Here is a 19,728-nt window from a genome sequence, read left to right as displayed (position 1 = left end):
TGTGCATGAGGTGGGTGTGGATCATGGGGTGGGTCATCCTCGTGTGTTCCAGACGAGGGGGGCTTTGCGGATCCAGGTGTCGTCCTCGATCGTCTGGACGAGGAACTGGGCGAGGTCGGCGCGGTTGATCCGTGCGCCGGGCTTTTCGGTGCCGGTCTCGGCGGCCCGCACGGGACCACTCAGGGGCTTGTCGGTGAGGGCGACGGCGCGGGCCAGGGTCCAGTCGATGCCGGACGAGGCGCGGACGACCTGGTCGAGGCCGGTGTGGTCCTCGAAGCCTGCCTTGATGTTCGACAGGTTGATGAACGCCTTGACCAGCGGGTTGAGCCGGGCCCAGTCGTCGCCGGCGCCCTGCGTGGACGTCAGCACGATGCGGGGTATGCCCTGTTCGCCCATGACGGTGAGCGTGTTGCGGGCGGCGTCGGTCATGAACATCGGCGGGCTGACCGGCTTGGCCCACGGGTTGTCGGAGGCGCGGGCGTTGGCCAGCGCGCTGATCACCGCCTCGGTGCCTTCGGCGGCCCGGCGGATGTCGTCGATGTTCGCGGGGGTGCCCTGGATCAGCTCGACGCCGGCCGGTGCCTGCACCTTGTCGGGGTTGCGGACGAGGGCGCGGACGTGGTGGCCGCGCTGGGCGGCGTGCTTCAGAACGTGGGCGCCGGTGCGGCCGCTGCCGCCGAGGACCAGGAGGTTACTCATGGTGATCAAACGCCTTTCGGGCAGTTCAGGGGCGGATCAGGCGGCTGGCTGGCTGGCCGGTCAGGACAGAGCCCAGGCGGCGGGCCTCGTCGTGCGCCTTGGTCATGGACGCCTCGTGCATCGGCAGCAGCGGAGCCATCATCGGCACGTACGGGGCCATGGTCAGTTCGGGCAGGACCGTCGTCAGGTCGAGGCCGAGGTTGGTCGGGTGGCCCAGGACGGTTTCCAGCGTCGGGACCAGGTGGTCCATGCCGTGCTTGGGGGCGCCGGGGCCGTAGCCGCCGCCGCGTGCGGAGATCACCGTGGCGGGGCGGCCGAGGGTGGGAGGGGGTCCGTCGAAGCTCAGGGTGCGGCCGTTGACCATGATCTGGTCCAGCCATGCCTTGAACACGGACGGCATCGTGAGGTTGTACATCGGCACGGTGAACAGGTAGGCGTCGGCGCCGAGGAACTCCTCGATCAGCTCGTCCTGGACCGCCAGGGCCTTCGCCTGCTCAGGGGTGTGCCCGGCGGGGTCGGTGGTGCGGGCGGTGATGCCCGCCGCGCTGAGGTGCGGCGCGGGCGAGACGGCCAGGTCACGGTGGACGACCGCGCCCTGCCACTCGTCACGGAAGGACTGGGCGACCTGACGGGAGACGGATGCCTCGCCGAGCGAGGACGCGTCGATGTGCAGCAGGTAGGACATGACAGCCTTTCAAAATGATCAAGGGGGTGTCCGGGAGCGAAGGGTGAGGTCAGCTGTGGGCCGGGACGGCGCAGCCGTCGGGGCCGCAGACCGGAGCGTCGCCGTCGGCGGCCAGGGTGAGCGGGTGGGATGCGTCCCAGGCCGTGCGCAGCACGTCGAGAAGGCCGTCGCTGTCCTGGGCCCCGGGGACGCCGTACGTGCCGTCGACGACGATGAAGGGTGCGCCGGTGGCGCCCAGGCGCTGGGCGCGGGCGGCATCGTCGCGGACCTGCCGCTGGTAGCGGTGCTCGGTGAGCGCCTGGCGCGTGCCCTCGCGGTCCAGAGCGATCTCCTGCGCCAGGTCGAGCAGGTCGTCCATGCTGAAGACGGGGCGGGCCTGGCCGAAGTAGGCGCGGAAGATCGTGTTCCAGGCTTCGCGGTTCTTGCCCTCGGCGGAGGCGTGGGCGAGGAACTCGTGCGCCAGGTCGGTGTTGCCGACCAGGTTGTCCAGCACCTTGTAGGGGCGGAGTCCCTCGGACTCGGCCAGCGCCTCGATCCGGCGGGTGGACGCCTCGGCCTGGGAGCCGCTCATGCCGTGCCGGCGCAGCAGCGCGTCACGGACGCTGAAGGTCTGGTCCATGGGGAAGGAGCTGCTCAGCGGGAACGAGTGGTGGACGACCTCCACCTCGTCGCCGTGCTCGAACCGCTCCACGGCCCGGTCCAGACGGTGGCTGCCCAGTCCGCACCAGGGGCAGGTGACCTCGGCCCAGATCTCGATCTTCATGACGCGCCTCCCATGCCTGCGCTTGACTCCTACGTTTTGTTCGTAGCGCCATGATGGGCCAGTATGGAAGTCGATACAAAAGGCACATTGCTGTTCGTGCCGGAGAGGAATGTGCGTCATGGAGGTCACCAGCAGTTCGGGCGGCGCGGCGGCGGTGGGGCCCTGTGCCCGCATCCCCGCCGAGCACATGGAGTTCATCCGGCAGGTCCTCGACCGCGTCGGCGACAAGTGGAGCCTGCTGCTCATCGCGGTGGTGGAGGCCGGCCCGCTGCGCTACACCGACCTGCAACGCCAGGTCCCCGGAATCTCCCAGCGGATGCTCACCCTCACGCTCCGCCAGCTCCACGAGGACGGTCTGATCACCCGCACCGCATACGCGGAGGTTCCACCGCGCGTCGAGTACTCCCTCACCCCGTTGGGGCGCGGCCTCCACGAGATCGTGACATCCCTGATCGGCTGGGCCACCGACCACCATGACGAGATCCGCGCGCACCGGGCCCGCGCTGCGGCACCAGCAGCCCGGTCCTGACCGCAGGATCAGAGATCGGCTGTCGGCGCCGGGTGCAGCGCGGATGCCCGACGCATCGTCGAGGAGACATCAGGCAAGGCGGCAGAGCTTGCGCGGCGTGTCGGTGTGACGCCTTGCCTGGCAACGGTGCTGGTGGATGGAGATCCGGCTTCGGTGACGTACGTACGGATGAAGCGGGCGCGTTGCGCGAAGGCGGGCATCGAGTCTCGGCTTGTCAGCCTGCCGGCCACCACTACAACGGCTGAGCTGGTGGAGACCCTCCAGTCCCTCTCACGGAACGCCGAAGTGCACGGCATCTTGCTTCAGCACCCCGTAGGCCCTCACATCGATGAGCGGGCAGCGTTCGAGGCCATCGCGCCGGAAAAGGACGTCGACGAAGTCACGATGAGCTCCTTCGGGGCGATGAGCTTCGGGCTGCCTGGTTTCGCATCGTGCACCCCGGGCGGGATCATGCGGCTCCTGGACGAGTACGACGTCGATCTTGCAGGTCAGCATGCCGTTGTCGTGGGTCCAAGCGCGGTCCTCGGCAACCCGCCGGAATGCTCCTGCTCACCCGGGACGCCACGGTCACTTACTGCCACTCCCGTACGACTGATCTGGCCGCGACCGTGCGGGGAGCGGACGTTGTTGTGGCGGCCGTGGGACGGCCTCGGCTTATTCGCGGCGAAGACGTCAAGCCGGGGGCCGTCGTGATCGACGCCGGATACAACCCCGGCAACGTCGGCGACGTCGACTTCGACACGGCCCGCACCCGCGCCCGCTTGATCACACCGGTCCCCGGCGGGGTCGGGCCCATGACCATCGCAGTCCTGCTGGCTCAGACGGTCGACGCGGCATCCATCCGGCTCGGCCTGGCCAGCCACTGAGTGAGGACGCCGTTGAGTTTGGCATGCACGATGAGCGGCTAACCTGCTTGCCCGACCCTTTTGGTCCATTCGGTTCGGGGACTTTTGCGGGTGAGGCGCCGGGTCATCATGGTGATGAGTGCCCAGTTCAGGTGTGCTTCGGAGTGCTGGGGCAGTCGTTCGTAGTCGCGTGCGTTGCGGCGAGCGTTCATGCACCAGCCAATCGTGCGCTCGACTTTCCAACGGCGAGGCAGGACGACGAAGCCCTTGGTGCCCTTGGGCCGGGAGACGATGCGCAGGCTCAGCCAGAGCCGGTCGCGGGCCCAGTCCACGAGGTCGCCGGCGTAACCGCGGTCGGCCCAGACCTGGGTGATCTGCGGCTGGGCGAGACGCAGGCGCCAGAATATGTCGCGTGCGGCGTCGCGGTCCTGGATGTCGGCGGGCGTCACCGTGATCATCACGGGCAGGCCGAGCATGTCCACGGTGATATGTCGCTTGCGCCCGTTGATTTTCTTCGCGGCGTCGTAGCCACGACCGTTGCGGCCGACGGTGGAGGCGCCCTTGACCGACTGGGAGTCGACGATCAGCGTCACCGGGTGCGGGCAGCGGCCCTTGCCGGTACGGATCCTGCGGTGCAGCTGGTCGCGGATGTAGGTGACGACCCCGGCGCGGTTCCACCTCCAGAAAAACCCGTAAACCGTCTCCCAGGGTGGGAAGTCCGCAGGCAGAGCCCGCCACTTCGCGCCGTTGTCGACGATGTAACGGATGCCGTCGACGATCTCCCGCCGGGGCCACTTCTCCGGGTGCCCGCGGGTCTTGGTCCGGCAGGCCGGGACCGGCAGCAAGGGTTCCAGGAGGGCCCATTCGGCGACGGAGGTGTCGGACGGGTAGCGGCGGCGACGGGCGGCAGCGGGCATGACGGGCTCGGCAGGGTGATCGGTGGTGAACGGGGGCTATTTGGAGAGCTGGGCGAGGGTGGCACGGACGCCGGTGAGCTGGGCGGTGGCGAGCTGGGCCCATTCGTCGTCGGGATAGCGGGCCAGGTGCGGATCGAGCGTGCCCGTGATCACCCGGGTGATCCGGCCGAGGATCTGCCGGAACTGCCGCTTGTCGTACTCGATCCAGTCCGCAGGGTCGTCGGTGAACATGAACCCGTCCCGCCGTGTCCACGTGATCGGTGTCAGGTTCTCCGCGGCGACGACGTCGCGGACGTGCCGGATGCCCCGGCCGACCTGCGAGCGGGTCAGGCGGGTGGCGGCCATGAGCTGGTAGGTGTGCAAGCCGGCGGGGCGTGCCTCCATGAGGGCGACGCGGACCAGGTCGCCGTAGTGCTCGGCCAGCGGCCGGGCCTCCCGGCGCCGCGGCATGGCCTACTCGCCCTTGAGCAGCTGGACCAGCTGCTCGTCCAGGGTGAACTCGCCGTTGTCGAACGCTCCTTCGAGCCAGTCCGCCGCCGCACGGACCCGGCCCATCTGCCGGCGCACGGTCTCACGCTCGTCCTCGGTGAACTTCTGCCCGCGCAGCTACGGGACCAGGCGGCCGAGCGTGGCCACGAAGCCGTGGCAGGAGCCGACCAGGTCGAGGTACTCGACGGTGTGCTCGATCGCGCGGACAGCCGGAGTGCGCTCCCGGATCCGGTCCCGGGTCTCGTTCGAGTTGTCGAACTGGGCGCGGTTGACGAGCATCCGGGTGGTGTCGTCCCGCATCGTCTTGCGGGCGACGGCCGGGCGGCGCAGCAGGTCGGTGCACCTGCTGAGCGACCGTGTCGTCCCTGGTCAGCTCCGTGACGACCCTGACCCTTTCGGCCGGGGTGACGTGCTCGGTGACCGCCGGCCGCTTCAGCAGGTCGGTGGCGACGTGGGCTGCGACCTCGTCGTCCCGGGTTAGGTCGGCCACGGCCTGGACCTTCTCATCCACCGTCACCGGCCGGTCGACGCGCTGGCCTACGACCCGCTTCGCACCGTCCGGCGTCCACTGCCTCGCCCCGGTGCGCGGGTTGAACGGCGCGTCCTCGATCGCCGCCCACCGCTCGTCCGCGTCCGCGACCGACGCGAGGATGCGGTGGACGGTGAACGACACGCCCACCTTGCGGCGCCCCTCGGGCCAGCGGTTGGCGGTGTAGCGCCAGTCCTCCACCGTCCGCCGTTCGACGCCTATGTCGTCCGCGAACAGCTGCAACGACTCCGTCACGGTGAACAGGTCGTCCGTGCCGTTCGGCATCGAACCGCCCACCGACCTCATCGGCTCGATCTCCAACGCCATGTCACCCAGAGCGAACTGCGAGCGGGCGATCTGCGCGATCAGTTCCTTCGCCTGAGTGACGAGCTGTTCGTAACGCTGCCGGGTGACGTTTCCGATCCGGTCGCCCACGTCGGTCATGAAGACCACCGCCCTCGCCCGGGTCCGGCCCGGCCCGGCCCGGCCACCAGGACGCGACCGGTCAAAGGGGCGCCGGCCCCGGTCACCGTCCACCGTGACGCGCGCGCGACACGCCGGGGCAGAGCGTGAACCAGGGGCGCTCGAAGCGCTCCGGAATCGCTCCCAACTACTCTGCAAAACCAGAGTTGTTGAAGGCGTGCGCGAGGCGTTCGGCTATGGCGTTTCCGTAACGCCGTTCCGCGACGCCCGCCGCTGGCGACAGGCCCGTACCCGGCAACGGTCCGAGCAGTACACCGCCGCCCTGGACCGCTCCACTCCCACCGTCCATGACCGCCCGCACACTGGGCACTCCGCCTGCTCTCCCCGCTGCATCGCGGCCACCCGCTGCCGGGTCCGCTGAAGCCTCCGCCACTGCCGTGACCTGCACCGACCCGAGCAGAACACCGCCTCCGCCGCCATCGTCTGCGGCAGCGGATCACCACACTCCCGGCAGTACCGCCGAGCCGTCCCGCCAGCCCCCACACCCCAGAATCATCCATGTATGCGCAGCTCACGGCCAGGGATCAAAAACACCTACTGACCGGCCGTACGGCGGTCTCAGCGGCGGAGGCACTGGCGCGGACCGGCACTCTTGCGACCACCCTCAGCGATGGCGGGCAGAGCGGTATCACGGGGCACCCGCGCGCCTAACCGGCTGCCGTGACCTGTGACGTGGACCAGAACGGACAGCCTCACAGTGACATCCAGCAGTAAAGCAGTTCGCCGGCGTCCTGAGCCCTCCTGGCAAGCAGGATGAGTTCTTCGGCCAGTGGCTGCATGTCCTCGACGCGTGCGCCTCGAAGTTCCTCCGCCCGTACCCATCTGGCGACGATGGCCGGCACTTCGGTGTCGCGTACTCCTGCCAGCGTGTCCCGTGCCGGGGATGGAGTTCCGATACCCACGGTCCCGTCACCCACGGGTCGTCCTTGTCCGCGGGGCTGATCGGGCCAACAGGAGCCGGGGATGACGGCCACACGGTCGTCTCCTTCACCAGGTCCGCTCGCCACTCGACCTGACGGATGGCGGCGATCAGCTGCGCCAGGACGACGGACGGATCCACACCCTTGGCTTCGACGCCGTCGAACACAGCGGGTTCCGCGAAGAGCGGTGACCCGCCGTCTGTCTGCTCCAGCACTCGCACAACCGATGCGGAATCCGCCGCGCGGAAGTAATCGGTCAGGACACCCATCGCTCTTCTCCAGTCCCGGGTTCGTCTGTGGTGCTGTGACCGAGAAGATTAACCGGGTTGGCGCCGATGGGGTCGCAGGGTCGGACGCCGCTGAGCCGGGTGAAGGGGGTGAGGCGGGTGAAGACGTGACGTCGCCGCCGAAGAGGAGGTGGCCGAACGCGCCCGTCTCGCCGATATTCCGTTGGTGACGCTCCGTCGGATCAGTACGGTCGCGGACATGGCAATCCCGATCGGGCTCGACATGGAGACCGGCGACCCCGACGACGTCTTCACCCTGTGTGGCCTCGCGACCCATCCGTGGGCGCGGCTGGTGGCCGTGACGGTCATGCCCGGATCGGATGAGCAGGTCGGCATCGTCAAGCACCTCCTCGGGCGCCTCGGGGTGACCGCGCCGGTCGGCGCGTACCGGCCCGGCGTTGACGTGAAGCCGGTGTCGGGCTTCCATCGCCGATGGCTTGGGAAAGTTCCGCCTCGCGAACCCGACGCCGAGGCATGGCAGCTGCTCCGGGACGTCTTCGTCAGTGGGGACGCGACGCTGCTCACGGGGGCGCCGCTGAAGAATCCTGGCATGCTCCTGGAGCGGAAACCGGACGTGCGCATCGCCCGCTGGGCCGCGCAGGGCGGCTTCGCCGGCGACTCCGTCGTCCCGCCCGGACACCGTCTCCCCAAGTTCGAGGGACGCGAGACCTGCCCGACGTTCAACTTCAACGGCGCTCCGGAGGCCGCGTTGAAGCTGCTGGAGTCGCCCCACGCCGGTGAGCGGGTGCTCGTCTCGAAGAACGTCTGCCACGGCGTTATCTACGACAGCGCGATGCACGCCGCCCTGTCGGCGCGGCGGCTCACACCCGGGATGGCGCTCGTCCGGGAGGGCATGGGGGTCTACCTGGCCAAGCGCCGCGCCGGCAAGGCCTTCCATGACCCGCTCGCGGCGGCCGTGGCGCTCGACGAATCCGTCTGCGCGTTCCGCGAGGTCGAGGTGTACCGCGAGCGCGGCGCCTGGGGTGCGCGTCCGGCGGCCAGCACCCGGACGCGGATCTCGGTCTCGGTCGACCACGCGCGATTCCTGGACGTCCTCACGGCTACCGGGTGACGCCCTTCGCTCTGAGCGAGCTGAAGGAGCCTCTGCCCAGTACACGTGCGTCTGGTGGAGCCGTTCGGTGGAGGACGCGGAAGCGGCGCTCGACTCCCAGTTCGATACTCTCGGGATCGGCCGCGAGGCACTGGCATTCCGTGGCTGTCCGGAGTCCGGCTTTGAGTATTGCAACGGCTGGCGAGGGCGGAAGCTGCGGTTCGCCCGCCGCTCACGCGGCTTCGGGCAGTGGCCGCCCTCCCCATCGGAGGCCCTTCTCGCTGTGGACGCGGGCGCGTTCGCGCCGTTGGGCGGCCAGGACGTCGGGGTGGCAGGCGTTGGCGTTGCGCCAGCGCAGGTAGGGGTGCAGGGCTCGGAGCTGGACCCTGCGGTTCGGATGGTTCGACTTGGCGGGCGTGAGTTGCTGCGGCGGTCCGAAGTGCGCCTCAATCGGGTTGGCCCAGAAGACGTTGGCTGAGGTGAAGCAGAGGTGGACGTTGTTATTCTTCGCCCAGCGCAGGATCTGCTTGCCGCTGTGGGCGGAGAGGTTGTGCAGCCTGTGCCGCTCCCTCCGGGCCAGATCAACCTGTCAGTCCGTCACGAACCGGAAGAGGACGGCAGCCGGCACGGAATCGGGAGCTGGTCCGCGTTGAAGAAGCCCTACTGGCAGCCGTATTGGTGGCGGATGTCGTACCGCGCGGACGGTGCGTCGAAGAGGACCGACCGTGCGCTCGCCTGGCTCCAGGTCACCTGCACTGCACCAGCCTTGGCACTCAAGCCAAGCCAGCGAGCGTCCGCATTCCGCGATAAAACACCGGGAGAAAACGACCTCTTAACGTCGGTGGACATGGCTGCGATCGCCGCCTATGCCCAGCTCCGGCTCGCACGTCAGCGAGGACCGGATCCCCGGCCGGTGCACCGATACCGTCCCGCCCCCGGCCTGGCCTACCGCCGGGCCCGAAGAACCGTCGCCTGGCCACCCGTCACGACGTGAGCAGAGTCCTCGTGACCGGCGAGCCAAACAGCCGACCCGCACACCACAAGGTCGGCATCCCCACGTCCACTGCCGTCGCACAAATGAGTCAAGTGAGTTCTGCAGGGGGCACGGGGTCGTCCGGATCTCCCGACGACCGCTCGGATGTCCGTCCTCACTGCCGCACCCGCAACTCGGTCAACGCCCGAAGCGGAAGCACTGTCCGGTGACCGGGCGGCAGCTCTGGTGCCAAAGTCAGACTTGGCATCCTGGCGGCGATGCCCTGTGTCGCGATCTCCAGTTCCAGGCGGGCGAATCCGGCTCCGAGGCAGAAGTGAATGCCGTGCCCGAACGCGAGATGCGTGGCAGACCGACTGCCTGGACTGAACCTGGCCGGACATGTGTGGGAGCGACTGTTCCGGCCGGCCGCTCCGTACAGCAGAAGTAGCCGGCTTTCCGCGACCAGTGGACATCGCCGACCACTACGTCACGGACCGCGGTCCGGTACATGCCCGCCAGCGGACTGTCGAACCGCAACCCCTTCCAAGCGCCCCGGCACAGGCCATATGTCCCGCGAAGATCAGTGTGGGGACCTGGACAGAAAACTCGTCGGAGGTCAGCGTGCGGCCCGCCTTGCCGTCGTAGAGCAGCTCACTGATCAGGTCGTCCTGCGGTGCGGCCAGCCGCTCCTGCACGAGTGAACGGGCGAACGCTCCGAAGTCCATCAGCCCGCGGGCGTATTCACTCAGCCGGGTGAGCGACGGCAGGTGCATGGTCATCGTGCGAGCCTCCGTCAACAGGGCCCGGACGACCGCTTCGGGCGCCATCCGTGGCCACAGGGAATCCACCGCGCGGTCAACGTGGTCGTCGCCCACGAGGCTTGCACGGAGGGCGTCCGCGTCGAATACCTCGGCAGGGTCCGCGGCCGGCGCGTAGTCGATATTGAAGCCGAGGGCACGCAGGTCGGCCTCGGCCGCGGCATCGAGGTCCAGGCCGGTGCTCTCGGCGTCGATGTGCTTGAGGGCCTTGGCGAGCCCTGGAGTTCGAGCTGTAGCTGCCCCGTCGTGAAGAGCCCGCGAGCCCCTGACCGGAAGGGCCCGGGGCTCGCTTGCGTACTGCGGACGACGTCACACCTGGAACGTCGTGTCCGGCGCCGGGCGGCGGGGGCCGGTACGACGGCGCCAGCCCGGGCATCGCGAGGCCGGTCTGTGCGTCCCTGTTCACTCACGCGTGGCCTCAAGTTCCGGCAGTCACGACCTACATCCAGGGGGCGGGACGGGATACTCCCTCCGACCGCCAACCGGTCCAGCACGCCTACTCCGAAAGGTCTCTTGTCGATGAAACTCAGTCTGCGTGCGCTCGCGGGAGCAGCGGCCGCCGCCATCGCGCTGGCAGCGATCAGCTCGCCCCCCGCCGCGCACGCCGCCAGCACGGTCCCGTCGCAGGGATCACCGACGCAGCTCGACGTCGGCAACTGGAACGTCGAGTGGTTCGGCGCGCCGGACTTCGGCCCGACCGACGAGGCGCTGCAGCAGCAGAACGTCCGCGACGTCATGGCGGGCGCCGACATGGACGTGTGGGGCCTCTCCGAAGTTGTCAGCACCTCGGCGTTCGACTCGCTCGTCGCCGGTATGCCCGGTTACACCGGTGTTGTGGCGAACGATCCGATCGTGACGAACGGGGCGCAGTACTACTCCGACTTCAGCAACACCGAGCAGAAGGTCGCGCTCGTCTGGCGCAGCAGCATGGCCACCCTCGTGAGCGCGAAGGTCATCCTGCCCGAGCAGAACAGCAACTTCGCCGGCCGCCCGCCCGTGGAGTTCAAGCTGCGCGGCACCTTCGACGGCGTGACCCGTGACCTCGTCTTCATCGTCCTGCACGCGAAGGCCGGGTCCACCCAGGACGCCTGGAACCAGCGCAACCCCGCGTCGCAGGCTCTCAAGTCCTATCTCGACACGACCTACCCGACGCAGGACGTCTTCGTCATCGGCGACTGGAACGACGACGTCGACACGTCCATCACGCCCGGGAACGCGTCGCCGTACGCGAACTTCGTGAACGACACGGCGCGCTACGGCTTCCCGACGCGCGCACTGTCGCTGGCCGGGGTCTCGTCGACGGCGAGCTACCCGGACTTCATAGACCACCAGCTCAACACCAATGAGGTCACGGCGAAGTACGTCGCGGGCTCGGCCAAGGCTTTCCAGCCGCAGGCATACGTGCCGAACTACACCTCTACCACCAGCGATCACTACCCGGTCCTGGCCCGCTACGACTTCGTCACCGGCGGCGCGGGCGGCGGGAACCAGTCGCCCACGGCGGCGTTCACGTACTCATGCACTGGCCTCACGTGCAGCTTCACCGACGGCAGCAGCGACGCCGACGGCACGATCGCGAGTCGCAGCTGGAACTTCGGCAACGGCCAGACCTCGACCGCGACCAACCCGACCGTCAGCTACGCATCGGCGGGCACGTACGCGGTGTCGCTCACCGTGACCGACAGCGGCGGTGCCACCCACACCACCACCCGCAACGTCACCGTCACAACGGGCGGCGGAGGCGGTCCCGCCAACGTCATCATCAACGAGGTGCTGGCAAACGAGCCGGGCAGCGACACCGCCGGCGAGGCCGTCGAGATCGTGAACACCGGCGGCACCGCGATCAGCATCGCGGGCTGGACGGTCCGCGACGGTTCGGGAGTGCGGCACACCTTCGCGGCCGGGACAACGTTGGAGCCCGGCAAGGCGATCACCGTGTTCGGCGGAGCCTCCAGCATCACCGGCGGCATCGTGGCGGTGGCGGCAAGCACCGGTGGCCTCAACCTGTCCAACAGCGGTGACTCGGTGAGCCTGCGGGATTCGGCTGGGGCGACGATTCAGTCGATGAGCTACTCCTCAAGCCTGTCGAACTCGGACGGCGTGTCCGCCAATCGCAGCCCCGACCTCAACGCAACTGGAGCCTGGGTCAAGCACAACACGATCAGTTCACTGTCCCGGTCGCTCGGCCAGCGCGCCGACGGAACGGTGTACTGACGGCGTCGAGCGTTGACCACGCCGGGGATCGTTGGCGCTGCCTCGCGTCGCGGTCCCCGGCGCAGCCGACGCCGGCAGCCGTCGTCGGTCGCAGCAAGCCTCTCGTGCTGGCGCTGCTCGGGTTGTGTCCCTCCCCTCGTAGCGTGGGGTCCGTGATTGCATCCGTGATTGCAGGGAAAGTGGGGATTCAGGGGTCCAGGAAACAGCCGTACGACGCCAAGTCGCGGATGCACTTGTTCTTCCCGCTCATCTCCCGCCGCAGACGCTCCAGCTCGGCACGCTCGGCCTCGCGCACACGCCCGCCGGCCGCGGACTGCGCGGGCCGGTCCACAATGCCGTCCCGTTGCGGCGCCAGCGCGAGACCCAGCTGTGCAGCGTGCCGGGGTTGAGGCCGAGTTCCTCGGCAACCTCCGGGACCGGTTTTCCGGTCTCGATCACGATGCGTACAGCGCCCTCACGGTAGCCTGCGCGGTCACTTCATCCAGAGGACCATGCATCGCTTGAGGACATCACGCTCCATCTCCAGCTCCCGCCCCCTGCTCGGCTACGCGATGGGGGAGCGCCACGACGCCGTGATCGACCGCACGATGTCGTACGCCCGCCTGGTCGCCAAGCTGGAGCGCTACGACGCCTACGGCAACGCACCGGCGACGGGACGCGGCAACGCCGCCCGCACCCCGCGCCCCCACTGGCAGGAGACCTACAGCGGTTCGCATGCGTACAAGCTGATGTGCACGACACGGCGGCAGTGCCATGCAGATGCATCGGGCTCTGGCTGCGCACTGCCCACCGTCCTCGTGTGAGCGGCGACGGTGAAGCAACGGGGACTGACAGCCGACGCGGATCCAGACCGGCCCCGTTGCCCGTTCTAGGCATCTAGAACTTCGTTTGTGACGAAAGCAAGCCCAGGGGACCGTGGGAGTGAGGACGCCGGAGAAGTCGTCTCCGTGGACGAGACGAGCGTGGTGCGCGAACGGCTGGTGGAACGCACCTGCGAGTGGTGCGGCGCGCCGGCGAAGTACTCGGGCAGAGGCCGACCGCCGCGCTATTGCCGCCCTGCGCACCACCGGCGTGCCGGGGAGGTGCGCACCGCGCAGGAGCGAGCGGACCGCCCGGTGACCGAGGGCGGGCAGGACCAGAGGCCGGTGCGTGAGGTCGTGGAGCGCACCGAGACCGTCGTACGCACCGTTGTCCGGCAGGGCCCAGTGCAGATCTGGCGGGTGCCCGGCCCGTCGAAGCGGATGAGCGGGCAGCCCTACACCCTGCCCGAGGCCGCCCTCGAACGGATGCAGGCCCTGGCGCACCTGCGGCGTGCGATGAACGATTCGAAGATCGTCGCGTTCCGGGAGCAGATTGCCCGGGCCTGTGAGAGGACCGCCCGGGCCCTGCGCGACGGTGGCCCCGACGCACCCCCGCCGGATCCGCTGTCGCGGGCGCCCTGACCCTGGGTACGTCGCTGCCGTGTGGGGCTCGATGGAATGAACCGGGGCTCCCTAACGTGGGACGCCATCAGGCCGACTCCGAGGTTTGTTACACAAACCGGCAGGCGTCTGTCGAGGGTGCCGATGCCGTCACGTCACTGACCACGACACGGTGGTCCTCATTGCGGGTGTTACGCAGATAGCAGGCCCGTGAGTTGATGCCCTGGTGCAGCAGGTAGTCGTACTTCTTGCCCGAGCCTTCCTGGGTGCCGTTGCACCACCGATGCCAGCTCTTGCCGCAGTAGGGGTCAACGTCCCGATAGGCCGGACGCTCTTTCCACATCGGACCCATGGAGCCGTCCCAGGGCTGGGCGTTGAAGTCACCGCCCAGCAGTGTGCGCTGGTAGGGACGCGCCGCAGCGATCAGATCAGTTATTTGCTCGGGCCGAGTCGCGGCGCCGCTAGCACTGTTCAGGTGTGTGTTGAAGACCTGCACGGTGCGCCCGGCAAGCTTCGTCGTGAACTTGCTGTAACCCCGCTTCTCGCCGTCTTGCTTGCTGTACCGGACGGTCTTGTAGTTGCTGAGAGGTGTTCCCTTGGCGACGAGAACAGCCTGGCCGTTGTCTCCCCCGCACAACAAGTGATAGTTGGCCATTCCGGGCATGTACTGGTAGTCCAGGCCGTAACCTTTCAGCTGCCTCACGGCCTGCCTGACCTCGCCCAGGCACGATTCCTGGAGCAGTACGATCTGAGGCCTGAACTTGCGGATCTGTTCCCTCAGCAAGCCCGGTCCGCTAAAGAGGTCTTGTCCGTGGGAGTTCCAGGTCATGACCCGGTCCTTGATTACCGCAGCCTGAGCAGCCGGTTCGGGGGCAGGATCAGCGCCCGGCCCGGTGCCCTGCGCGTAAACGGGGGTCACCAGTCCTGCCGTCATCAGCAGTGCCAGTGCCGCCTTTGCGGCCAGAGCACCACGCGTTGAACTCTTCACCTTGTCTCCTCTAGTCAGTGCTGATGGCTGAGCTGCCCAAGAGCGCCTTTGGAGATCTCATCTGTGGCGGCGGGCGGCTTGTGACGGAAGCGCTGTGACCTCGCCGCGAAAGGCTGGATCATGCGACTCCTCCTGGTCATTCCTGGAAGGGGGATGTTGGCCCAACGGCAAACGAGCTGTCCTCTACCCCTCTTCCGTGGTGGAACGACCATGCATGACCGGGTTTGCGGAAACCTGCAATAAACCTTGAATCCGCTGATGGCAGCCCCTGCGCTCACGATCGGACCAGGCCTCGGAGCAGCACTGCCGCATACGCAGTCCGCCGCTGCCAAGCGGCCTGAACGCATGCCTTCTCGGCATCAAAAACAGGCATGCGGTCGCCGCTCTGGCGTCCTTTCTGCTGACCGTTCCGGCGTTGTCTTCCGCTCGAAGGACACATCCCCAGGTCAGGACCGGTCCGAGCCGTCTGCCGCCGATGCCGACTGTTCCCTGTCGACCCATCTGCCGGTCTGCCCAAGGAGATCCTTGGCGCCCAGGTGCTGGGTGTGCCCGCCTCGGTCGGCGTGGCCACACTGCCCAGCCAGCTCAAACCGTGAGCCGGGACATGGAGGCGACGGCGGCATCGCCGCGTAGTCGGGGGAGGGGTGCGCCGGGTCGGCGGGCGGCTGGTTCAGATCACCAGCCACGATGCCGTACGGCCCGTACCGCAGGGCACGGATCGCCATGAGCTTCGCCTCGTCAGGCGAGGCGATTCGTCGTCGGCCGGGCTTGAGGGATGGTTGAAGCCGCCCTAACCTCTGTGCGAGGAGGGCCAGTTGGAAGAGGACGACAGAGCAGAAGTACGCAACTCCGTGTACGGCGACCTCCACGACAGCACAGTGATTCAGGCCCAGCAGGTCAATGTCCACCGCAACGAGGCCATGCCGCGACGCTGGATCACCTGGGCGGAAGAGCTCGCGCGGCAGGTGCGGGACGTCGAGGAGGCGGCGTGGCGGCGCTTGCTCGGTGACGATCACCCACGGATCGACCTGCGGTACCGCCTCGTCGAGGAGGCCGGGCGCCCGGCCCGGAACGCCCGCGAGGCGGGCCGCATGCTTGCCTTCGAGTCCGCCCGGCCCTCGGGGCTCCCGGAGCCGCAGGCGTCCGGGCTGCCGGACATCTGGATGTACTTCACATCCCTCAGGCCGCGCCGTCTCGTCATCACCGGACCCGCCGGTTCCGGCAAGACCGTGCTCGCGCTGGAGTTGCTGCTCGCGCTGATCGAGAAGCGGAGGCCCGGCAGTCCGGTTCCCGTACGGATTCCACTGGCCGACTGGGACACGCGCACGTCACTCGACGAGCTGTTGATCGACCACTTGCACCGGGTGTACGACTGGCGGCGCCGCCGCGCTCGGCAGATGGTCGAGCACCGTCTCGTGTTGCCTGTACTCGACGGCCTCGACGAGATGGATGAACCGTTGCCCACTGGCCGCCCGGACCCGAACGCCTCACGGGCCCGGTACGTCCTTGAGGAGCTCAACCGCCATCAGCACGGCAGGGAGCCCGGCGCGCTCGTCCTGACCGTCCGGGACGACGGGTACGCGGCCCTGGCTCGGGGCGAACAGCCCGACCAGAAAAGGCGATTGCTTGACGCCGCGCGCGTCGCCGTCGAGCCGGTGCTTGCGCCCGACGCCCTCGCCTACCTCACCGACCGCGCCACCGACCGCGCCCGCTGGCAGCCCCTGCTCGACCACCTCGCCGCCCGCCCGGACGGGCCGCTGGCTCAGCGGCTGTCCACGCCGTGGCGGCTGTGCCTGGTCGCCACGGTGTACGCGGCCGACGGCAACCCGGGCGAACTGCTCAGGCAGCGCCGGCCGCGGAAGCTGGACGAGTTCTTGCTGTCGCGGTACATCCGGGCGGTCACGACGCTGCACCCCGGCGGCCACGATCACACAGACGTCCACCGGTGGCTGCACCCCCTCGCCCGGCACGCCCGCGGTGACGGGGACGCGGACGACGGGCCGCACGCGGTGCTGGCCTTGCACGAGCTGTGGCGGATGGAGGGTGCCAGGAAGATCTTCGGCACCCGAATCACGGCGTCCCTCATCGCGTACATGCTTCTGCCCTGGGTGTCGACGGCCTTCGGTCTGACGCCGAACGCCGTGGGCTTCACCGGCGCGCTGATCCTCGGTGGGGTCCTCGCCTGGAAGGAATACCCGCAGGACATGGACCCGCGCACCCTGCGCTATCTCGTGCCGTGGCGATATCCGGGCCCGGCCGCCGCGCTGCTCGTAGTCACGGCGGCCGTCGGGGGTGCCACCTGGCTGGCCCTGGACTTCAGGTGGGCGGTGTCCGTCGCTGTCGGGATGGTGCTCCCTGCGGCGTTCGCGACTGTGCTGCGCAGGCCCTCCGACGTCGCGGCCTCCCGGCAGATCATGCGGCAGGAATTCACGACGATCGCAGTGAGTGCACTCCTCGTGAGCGTGGGCGGGGTGGCCATCCTGAGTCACTGGTACATCCTCGGGGACAGCCTGATCATCGCGATACCCGTCACCCTGTACTCAGCCGTCTTCAGTTTCGGCGGCGCCGGCTCCCGCTACCTCGCCTTCCGCTACCGCACCCGTGGCAGGTTTCCCCTGCGCCTCGGCGCCTTCCTTGACTGGGCGGCGGAAGCGGGACTGTTGCGGCGTAGCGGTTCGGGGTTCGAGTTCCGTCACCGGGAGTTGAGGGACTGGCTGGCGGACCACGCGACGGCCGGCAGGGCCGGGGAGAGGGGATGATGGCCACCCAGGCCATCACCGACCCCCCTACAGCCCCGCCGGGGTCTGTGGGGAGTGTGGTTCGTCCGAGCCTTGGTCCAGCTCGTGGCCTGCCCCGGGCCCGTGGCCGACCGCTTGGCCGTCGAACCGCCACCTGAGGACAGACACCGCCGGCATGGACAGAGCTGGTGGGAACGACAGGCCTGTTGCCGTCTACGGCACGAGTGAGGAGCCTGCTGGCGGCCTGCCGCGACGATGCCGTGTGCAGGCCACCCGAAGGTCCAGCTTGTTCTTCGACCGCAGATCGGCAGCACCGCATGCTGCTCCCACACGCCCGCCTCGTTCCACGCGGCCAGGCGCCGCCAGCAGGTCATTCCCGAGCCGAAGCCGAGCTCCTTGCACCTGACCCTCCGGGAGCAGCCGTCAGGCGGAACGCGTCAGGCATCACACGATGACCGCGGGCATTGCGCGGCAGGCGTGACGGACTTCGCCGAGACCCCGCCACGGCCAGGGGTACAGGCCGTTCACCTCTGGATAGAACTTCCTTGAGCGCCCACGCTGCGCTGCTGGGCTTCCGCCCTCCAGAGCCGCAAAGAGCGGCGCCGTTCTGCATCCCGGCGAGCACCGAGCGCGGAGCGCTTCAGCTGGCGAGTGAGCACGCGAGTTGGCGTTGGATATCGCTGCCCCGCTCCGAGCCTGGGCGCACCGTGTTGCTCCGGTCCGCGTCGGACACCGCAGCCCGCAGTAGGCATCGATTGTCTGCACGTTCTGACACTGGCTCCAGCCTGCGAGTGGCTTTATCGAGCAGTAGTGACGTCGCTTGTCGATGAGTTTGGGAGGCGCCCCATTCCACGGACGGGTGGTGGTGACGAGTTCGGGAGGCACCGGGTCTCCTGCCAGGGCAGCATCGACATGCTCCTGGTGAAAGGTGCTGGTCATGCCGCAGATGTCGAAGGTCGAGCTGTACGCGGCGATCCGGCGTGACCATCGCGACGGCATGTCAATGCGGACCACCTGGCCTTCCACGTGGAGGCAGTCCGAGTCAGCCCCGAGCCGTTCCGCACCGAGGACCAGTTCACGCCGCTGGCACTCGAACTCAGCCGACAGGCGGCTGCGAACGTGATCGCGCTAAGGGAGAAGTTCCCGGCTCTGCCAGACGTCGCCCGATACCTGACTTCCAGGCCGGTGCGGTGGGGATCCCTCTGGGACTGCTTCGACGCCGGGATCTCGGCCGCCCTGGTCGGGGATCGGGACACGGCCCGCGATCACTTCGAGCGAGTCCTTCGAGAGGACCCGCTGGCCCCGTGGATGGTCGAAGCTCAGGAGAAGGCACGTGAGCTTCACGTGATCGCACCAGATCGCGACGCCGTGACTGCCTGGGTCGCCCGGGGCGTCGACTCGTGCCGGAGCAAGCTGGGCCTGGATCCTGTGTTGCTCGCGATCAGCTGAATAGACCGGCTCGTTGAGCAACAGAGCTGCGGTCAGGCCAGCAGGACTCGCTTCCGCGGCAGGTCGAAGCCGGCCCGGCCGTACATCTGGCGCTTGATCATTTTGATCTGGTTGACGTGGCCTTCGACGACGCCGGAGCTCCACGGCAGTGTCAGGCCGGCGGTGACGGCGGCGAGATCTCGTTCGAGGCCGTTGACGAAGGTGTGGAGGCTGGGCAGGTCGTCGGCGCGGACCGCCTTGATCCAGTGCGGGAGCTGGTCGCCCTGGAGCTGGGTGAGTATCTTCCCGAACGCACGGACGTGCCCGGTGAGGGCCTCCAGTTCGGTGCAGTCGGCGAGGACGGATTTGAGCTTCAGGCGCTCGTTCCCAGGCAGGGTGTCGGGGTGAGTCAGGATCCAGCCGGTGACCGTGCGCGGGGACGGTGGCCGGGCTGCCGGTGCGGTCGGGGATGTGCGGAACGGCTGGCGGTAGGCGCGGACGGCTTCGTAGCCGCCGGTGTAGCCGTGCGTCTTGATCTCTTCCCAGAGGGTCCAGGCGTTCGTGCAGCCTTCGGCCCGTCGCTCGTGCAGGTAGGACTTGAAGTCGTCGAGCTTGGTCCTGCGGTTCTGCCACTGCCCCTGGAACAGGTCTTCCGGCCTCGCGGCGTCGGCCAGCCGTTGGACGGTGCGATAGGGCATGCCGAGCTGTCGCTGGATCGAGCGTCGGCTGTGGCCGGCGGCCAGCAGCGCGTGGACGGTGGCGTGCTTGGCGCGGGTGCGGTCGGCGAACCGGTGCCCGGTGGGCCACGGTGACCCGCTCTTGGCCGGTGCCAGAGCTGGAGCCTTCTCCGATTCCGATGCGGCGAAGGCCGCGCGGAGGCACGGACGGTGGCGGAAGAGGCACCGCTCGGCCGCTTCGCCGGGTTGCGCCAGAGGTGGAACCGGTCGGCGA

The 19,728-nt window shown here is 68.5% G+C and carries 19 protein-coding genes and 4 pseudogenes; 9 read left to right on the top strand and 14 right to left on the bottom strand.

The annotated features are described in order from the left end of the window. Nucleotides 1-33 precede the first annotated feature (33 nt). The 3 genes from IE262_RS00335 to IE262_RS00325 are packed head-to-tail and all read right to left on the bottom strand — an operon-like array spanning nucleotide 34 to nucleotide 2,147. Nucleotides 34-699: an NAD(P)-dependent oxidoreductase gene (locus IE262_RS00335; protein ID WP_189870352.1), complete on the bottom strand. Its 666-nt coding sequence runs from the start codon at nucleotides 697-699 to the stop codon at nucleotides 34-36. Nucleotides 700-724: 25 nt separating this feature from the next. After that, on the bottom strand, nucleotides 725-1,384 hold the full coding sequence (locus IE262_RS00330; protein WP_189870350.1) for an FMN-dependent NADH-azoreductase: 660 nt from the start codon (nucleotides 1,382-1,384) through the stop codon (nucleotides 725-727). Between the two features lie 49 nt (nucleotides 1,385-1,433). After that, nucleotides 1,434-2,147 (bottom strand): DsbA family oxidoreductase, encoded by a 714-nt coding sequence (locus IE262_RS00325; RefSeq protein WP_189870348.1) that lies wholly within the window; start codon nucleotides 2,145-2,147, stop codon nucleotides 1,434-1,436. A 118-nt stretch (nucleotides 2,148-2,265) separates the two neighbouring features. Here IE262_RS00325 and IE262_RS00320 point away from each other — a divergent pair, with 118 nt between their 5' ends. Beyond that, nucleotides 2,266-2,676 (top strand): winged helix-turn-helix transcriptional regulator, encoded by a 411-nt coding sequence (locus tag IE262_RS00320; protein ID WP_189870346.1) that lies wholly within the window; start codon nucleotides 2,266-2,268, stop codon nucleotides 2,674-2,676. Between the two features lie 54 nt (nucleotides 2,677-2,730). Next, a pseudogene (locus IE262_RS00315) lies at nucleotides 2,731-3,542 on the top strand (bifunctional 5,10-methylenetetrahydrofolate dehydrogenase/5,10-methenyltetrahydrofolate cyclohydrolase). 38 nt (nucleotides 3,543-3,580) lie between these two features. Here IE262_RS00315 and IE262_RS00310 read toward each other — a convergent pair. From IE262_RS00310 to IE262_RS00300, 3 genes and pseudogenes are all read right to left on the bottom strand, one after another. Further along, nucleotides 3,581-4,438: an IS5 family transposase gene (locus tag IE262_RS00310; RefSeq protein ID WP_189870344.1), complete on the bottom strand. Its 858-nt coding sequence runs from the start codon at nucleotides 4,436-4,438 to the stop codon at nucleotides 3,581-3,583. A gap of 36 nt (nucleotides 4,439-4,474) precedes the next feature. Further along, a complete protein-coding gene (locus tag IE262_RS39165; protein ID WP_229877013.1) occupies nucleotides 4,475-4,888 on the bottom strand; it encodes a hypothetical protein in 414 nt (137 codons plus the stop codon). 3 nt (nucleotides 4,889-4,891) lie between these two features. Next, nucleotides 4,892-5,741: pseudogene (locus IE262_RS00300) on the bottom strand (DUF6192 family protein). Here IE262_RS00300 and IE262_RS39160 point away from each other — a divergent pair. Continuing rightward, the gene (locus tag IE262_RS39160; protein WP_229877113.1) at nucleotides 5,677-5,838 is read left to right on the top strand and encodes a hypothetical protein; all 162 of its coding nucleotides are present in this window, start codon (nucleotides 5,677-5,679) and stop codon (nucleotides 5,836-5,838) included. The pseudogene IE262_RS00300 and the gene IE262_RS39160 sit on opposite strands and share 65 nt — an antisense overlap. 793 nt (nucleotides 5,839-6,631) lie before the next feature. Here IE262_RS39160 and IE262_RS39155 read toward each other — a convergent pair. After that, nucleotides 6,632-6,856, bottom strand: coding sequence for a hypothetical protein (locus IE262_RS39155; RefSeq protein WP_229877012.1), 225 nt, complete (start codon nucleotides 6,854-6,856; stop codon nucleotides 6,632-6,634). Nucleotides 6,857-7,345: 489 nt separating this feature from the next. Here IE262_RS39155 and IE262_RS00290 point away from each other — a divergent pair, with 489 nt between their 5' ends. Then, a complete protein-coding gene (locus IE262_RS00290) occupies nucleotides 7,346-8,218 on the top strand; it encodes a nucleoside hydrolase (protein WP_229877011.1) in 873 nt (290 codons plus the stop codon). A 211-nt stretch (nucleotides 8,219-8,429) separates the two neighbouring features. On the opposite strand, the pseudogene IE262_RS39150 reads toward IE262_RS00290, so the two are convergent. The 3 genes and pseudogenes from IE262_RS39150 to IE262_RS39140 all read right to left on the bottom strand — a co-directional run. Continuing rightward, nucleotides 8,430-8,753 (bottom strand): annotated as a pseudogene (locus tag IE262_RS39150) (IS630 family transposase); the annotation flags it as partial. A gap of 592 nt (nucleotides 8,754-9,345) precedes the next feature. Then, nucleotides 9,346-9,609: a cytochrome P450 gene (locus IE262_RS40330; protein WP_308432721.1), complete on the bottom strand. Its 264-nt coding sequence runs from the start codon at nucleotides 9,607-9,609 to the stop codon at nucleotides 9,346-9,348. Nucleotides 9,610-9,652: 43 nt separating this feature from the next. Continuing rightward, nucleotides 9,653-9,949, bottom strand: a complete 297-nt coding sequence (locus tag IE262_RS39140) for a cytochrome P450 (RefSeq protein WP_229877010.1) — start codon at nucleotides 9,947-9,949, stop codon at nucleotides 9,653-9,655. Between the two features lie 558 nt (nucleotides 9,950-10,507). Here IE262_RS39140 and IE262_RS40325 point away from each other — a divergent pair. After that, complete coding sequence (locus IE262_RS40325; RefSeq protein ID WP_189870342.1) at nucleotides 10,508-12,202, top strand: lamin tail domain-containing protein; 1,695 nt, start codon at nucleotides 10,508-10,510, stop codon at nucleotides 12,200-12,202. A gap of 187 nt (nucleotides 12,203-12,389) precedes the next feature. On the opposite strand, the gene IE262_RS39125 is transcribed toward IE262_RS40325, so the two are convergent. Further along, on the bottom strand, nucleotides 12,390-12,533 hold the full coding sequence (locus tag IE262_RS39125; RefSeq protein ID WP_229877112.1) for a hypothetical protein: 144 nt from the start codon (nucleotides 12,531-12,533) through the stop codon (nucleotides 12,390-12,392). 35 nt (nucleotides 12,534-12,568) lie between these two features. Further along, nucleotides 12,569-12,640, bottom strand: a pseudogene (locus IE262_RS39120) (transposase); the annotation flags it as partial. A gap of 62 nt (nucleotides 12,641-12,702) precedes the next feature. Between IE262_RS39120 and IE262_RS00270 the strand changes: the two are divergent. Both IE262_RS00270 and IE262_RS00265 read left to right on the top strand, forming a co-directional pair. Further along, complete coding sequence (locus IE262_RS00270; protein ID WP_189871674.1) at nucleotides 12,703-13,005, top strand: hypothetical protein; 303 nt, start codon at nucleotides 12,703-12,705, stop codon at nucleotides 13,003-13,005. A 144-nt stretch (nucleotides 13,006-13,149) separates the two neighbouring features. After that, the gene (locus tag IE262_RS00265; protein ID WP_189870340.1) at nucleotides 13,150-13,644 is read left to right on the top strand and encodes a hypothetical protein; all 495 of its coding nucleotides are present in this window, start codon (nucleotides 13,150-13,152) and stop codon (nucleotides 13,642-13,644) included. 88 nt (nucleotides 13,645-13,732) lie between these two features. On the opposite strand, the gene IE262_RS00260 is transcribed toward IE262_RS00265, so the two are convergent. Continuing rightward, nucleotides 13,733-14,611: an endonuclease/exonuclease/phosphatase family protein gene (locus tag IE262_RS00260; protein WP_189870338.1), complete on the bottom strand. Its 879-nt coding sequence runs from the start codon at nucleotides 14,609-14,611 to the stop codon at nucleotides 13,733-13,735. An 815-nt stretch (nucleotides 14,612-15,426) separates the two neighbouring features. On the opposite strand from IE262_RS00260, the gene IE262_RS00255 reads away from it, so the two are divergent. Next, nucleotides 15,427-17,370: an NACHT domain-containing protein gene (locus IE262_RS00255; RefSeq protein WP_189870336.1), complete on the top strand. Its 1,944-nt coding sequence runs from the start codon at nucleotides 15,427-15,429 to the stop codon at nucleotides 17,368-17,370. 1,005 nt (nucleotides 17,371-18,375) lie between these two features. After that, nucleotides 18,376-18,798 (top strand): hypothetical protein, encoded by a 423-nt coding sequence (locus tag IE262_RS00250; RefSeq protein ID WP_189870334.1) that lies wholly within the window; start codon nucleotides 18,376-18,378, stop codon nucleotides 18,796-18,798. A gap of 32 nt (nucleotides 18,799-18,830) precedes the next feature. Here IE262_RS00250 and IE262_RS00245 read toward each other — a convergent pair whose 3' ends face one another. Further along, a complete protein-coding gene (locus IE262_RS00245; RefSeq protein ID WP_189870332.1) occupies nucleotides 18,831-19,475 on the bottom strand; it encodes a transposase in 645 nt (214 codons plus the stop codon). Nucleotides 19,476-19,728: the final 253 nt, after the last annotated feature.

The sequence above is a fragment of the Streptomyces bluensis genome (assembly GCF_014650715.1).
In the GTDB taxonomy this organism is placed as follows: Bacteria; Actinomycetota; Actinomycetes; order Streptomycetales; family Streptomycetaceae; genus Streptomyces; species Streptomyces bluensis.
The sequence above is the reverse complement of the archived record's forward strand: the minus strand, read 5'-3'. Positions and strand labels throughout refer to the sequence as shown.

Coding starts and splice junctions, on each gene's coding strand:
- IE262_RS39140 (WP_229877010.1), bottom strand. CDS start 9,949: ATGACCATGCACCTGCCGTCGCTCACCCGGCTGAGTGAATACGCCCGC.
- IE262_RS00320 (WP_189870346.1), top strand. CDS start 2,266: ATGGAGGTCACCAGCAGTTCGGGCGGCGCGGCGGCGGTGGGGCCCTGT.
- IE262_RS39160 (WP_229877113.1), top strand. CDS start 5,677: ATGTCGTCCGCGAACAGCTGCAACGACTCCGTCACGGTGAACAGGTCG.
- IE262_RS00245 (WP_189870332.1), bottom strand. CDS start 19,475: ATGCCCTATCGCACCGTCCAACGGCTGGCCGACGCCGCGAGGCCGGAA.
- IE262_RS40325 (WP_189870342.1), top strand. CDS start 10,508: ATGAAACTCAGTCTGCGTGCGCTCGCGGGAGCAGCGGCCGCCGCCATC.
- IE262_RS00325 (WP_189870348.1), bottom strand. CDS start 2,147: ATGAAGATCGAGATCTGGGCCGAGGTCACCTGCCCCTGGTGCGGACTG.
- IE262_RS00335 (WP_189870352.1), bottom strand. CDS start 699: ATGAGTAACCTCCTGGTCCTCGGCGGCAGCGGCCGCACCGGCGCCCAC.
- IE262_RS00310 (WP_189870344.1), bottom strand. CDS start 4,438: ATGCCCGCTGCCGCCCGTCGCCGCCGCTACCCGTCCGACACCTCCGTC.
- IE262_RS00290 (WP_229877011.1), top strand. CDS start 7,346: ATGGCAATCCCGATCGGGCTCGACATGGAGACCGGCGACCCCGACGAC.
- IE262_RS39165 (WP_229877013.1), bottom strand. CDS start 4,888: ATGCCGCGGCGCCGGGAGGCCCGGCCGCTGGCCGAGCACTACGGCGAC.
- IE262_RS00330 (WP_189870350.1), bottom strand. CDS start 1,384: ATGTCCTACCTGCTGCACATCGACGCGTCCTCGCTCGGCGAGGCATCC.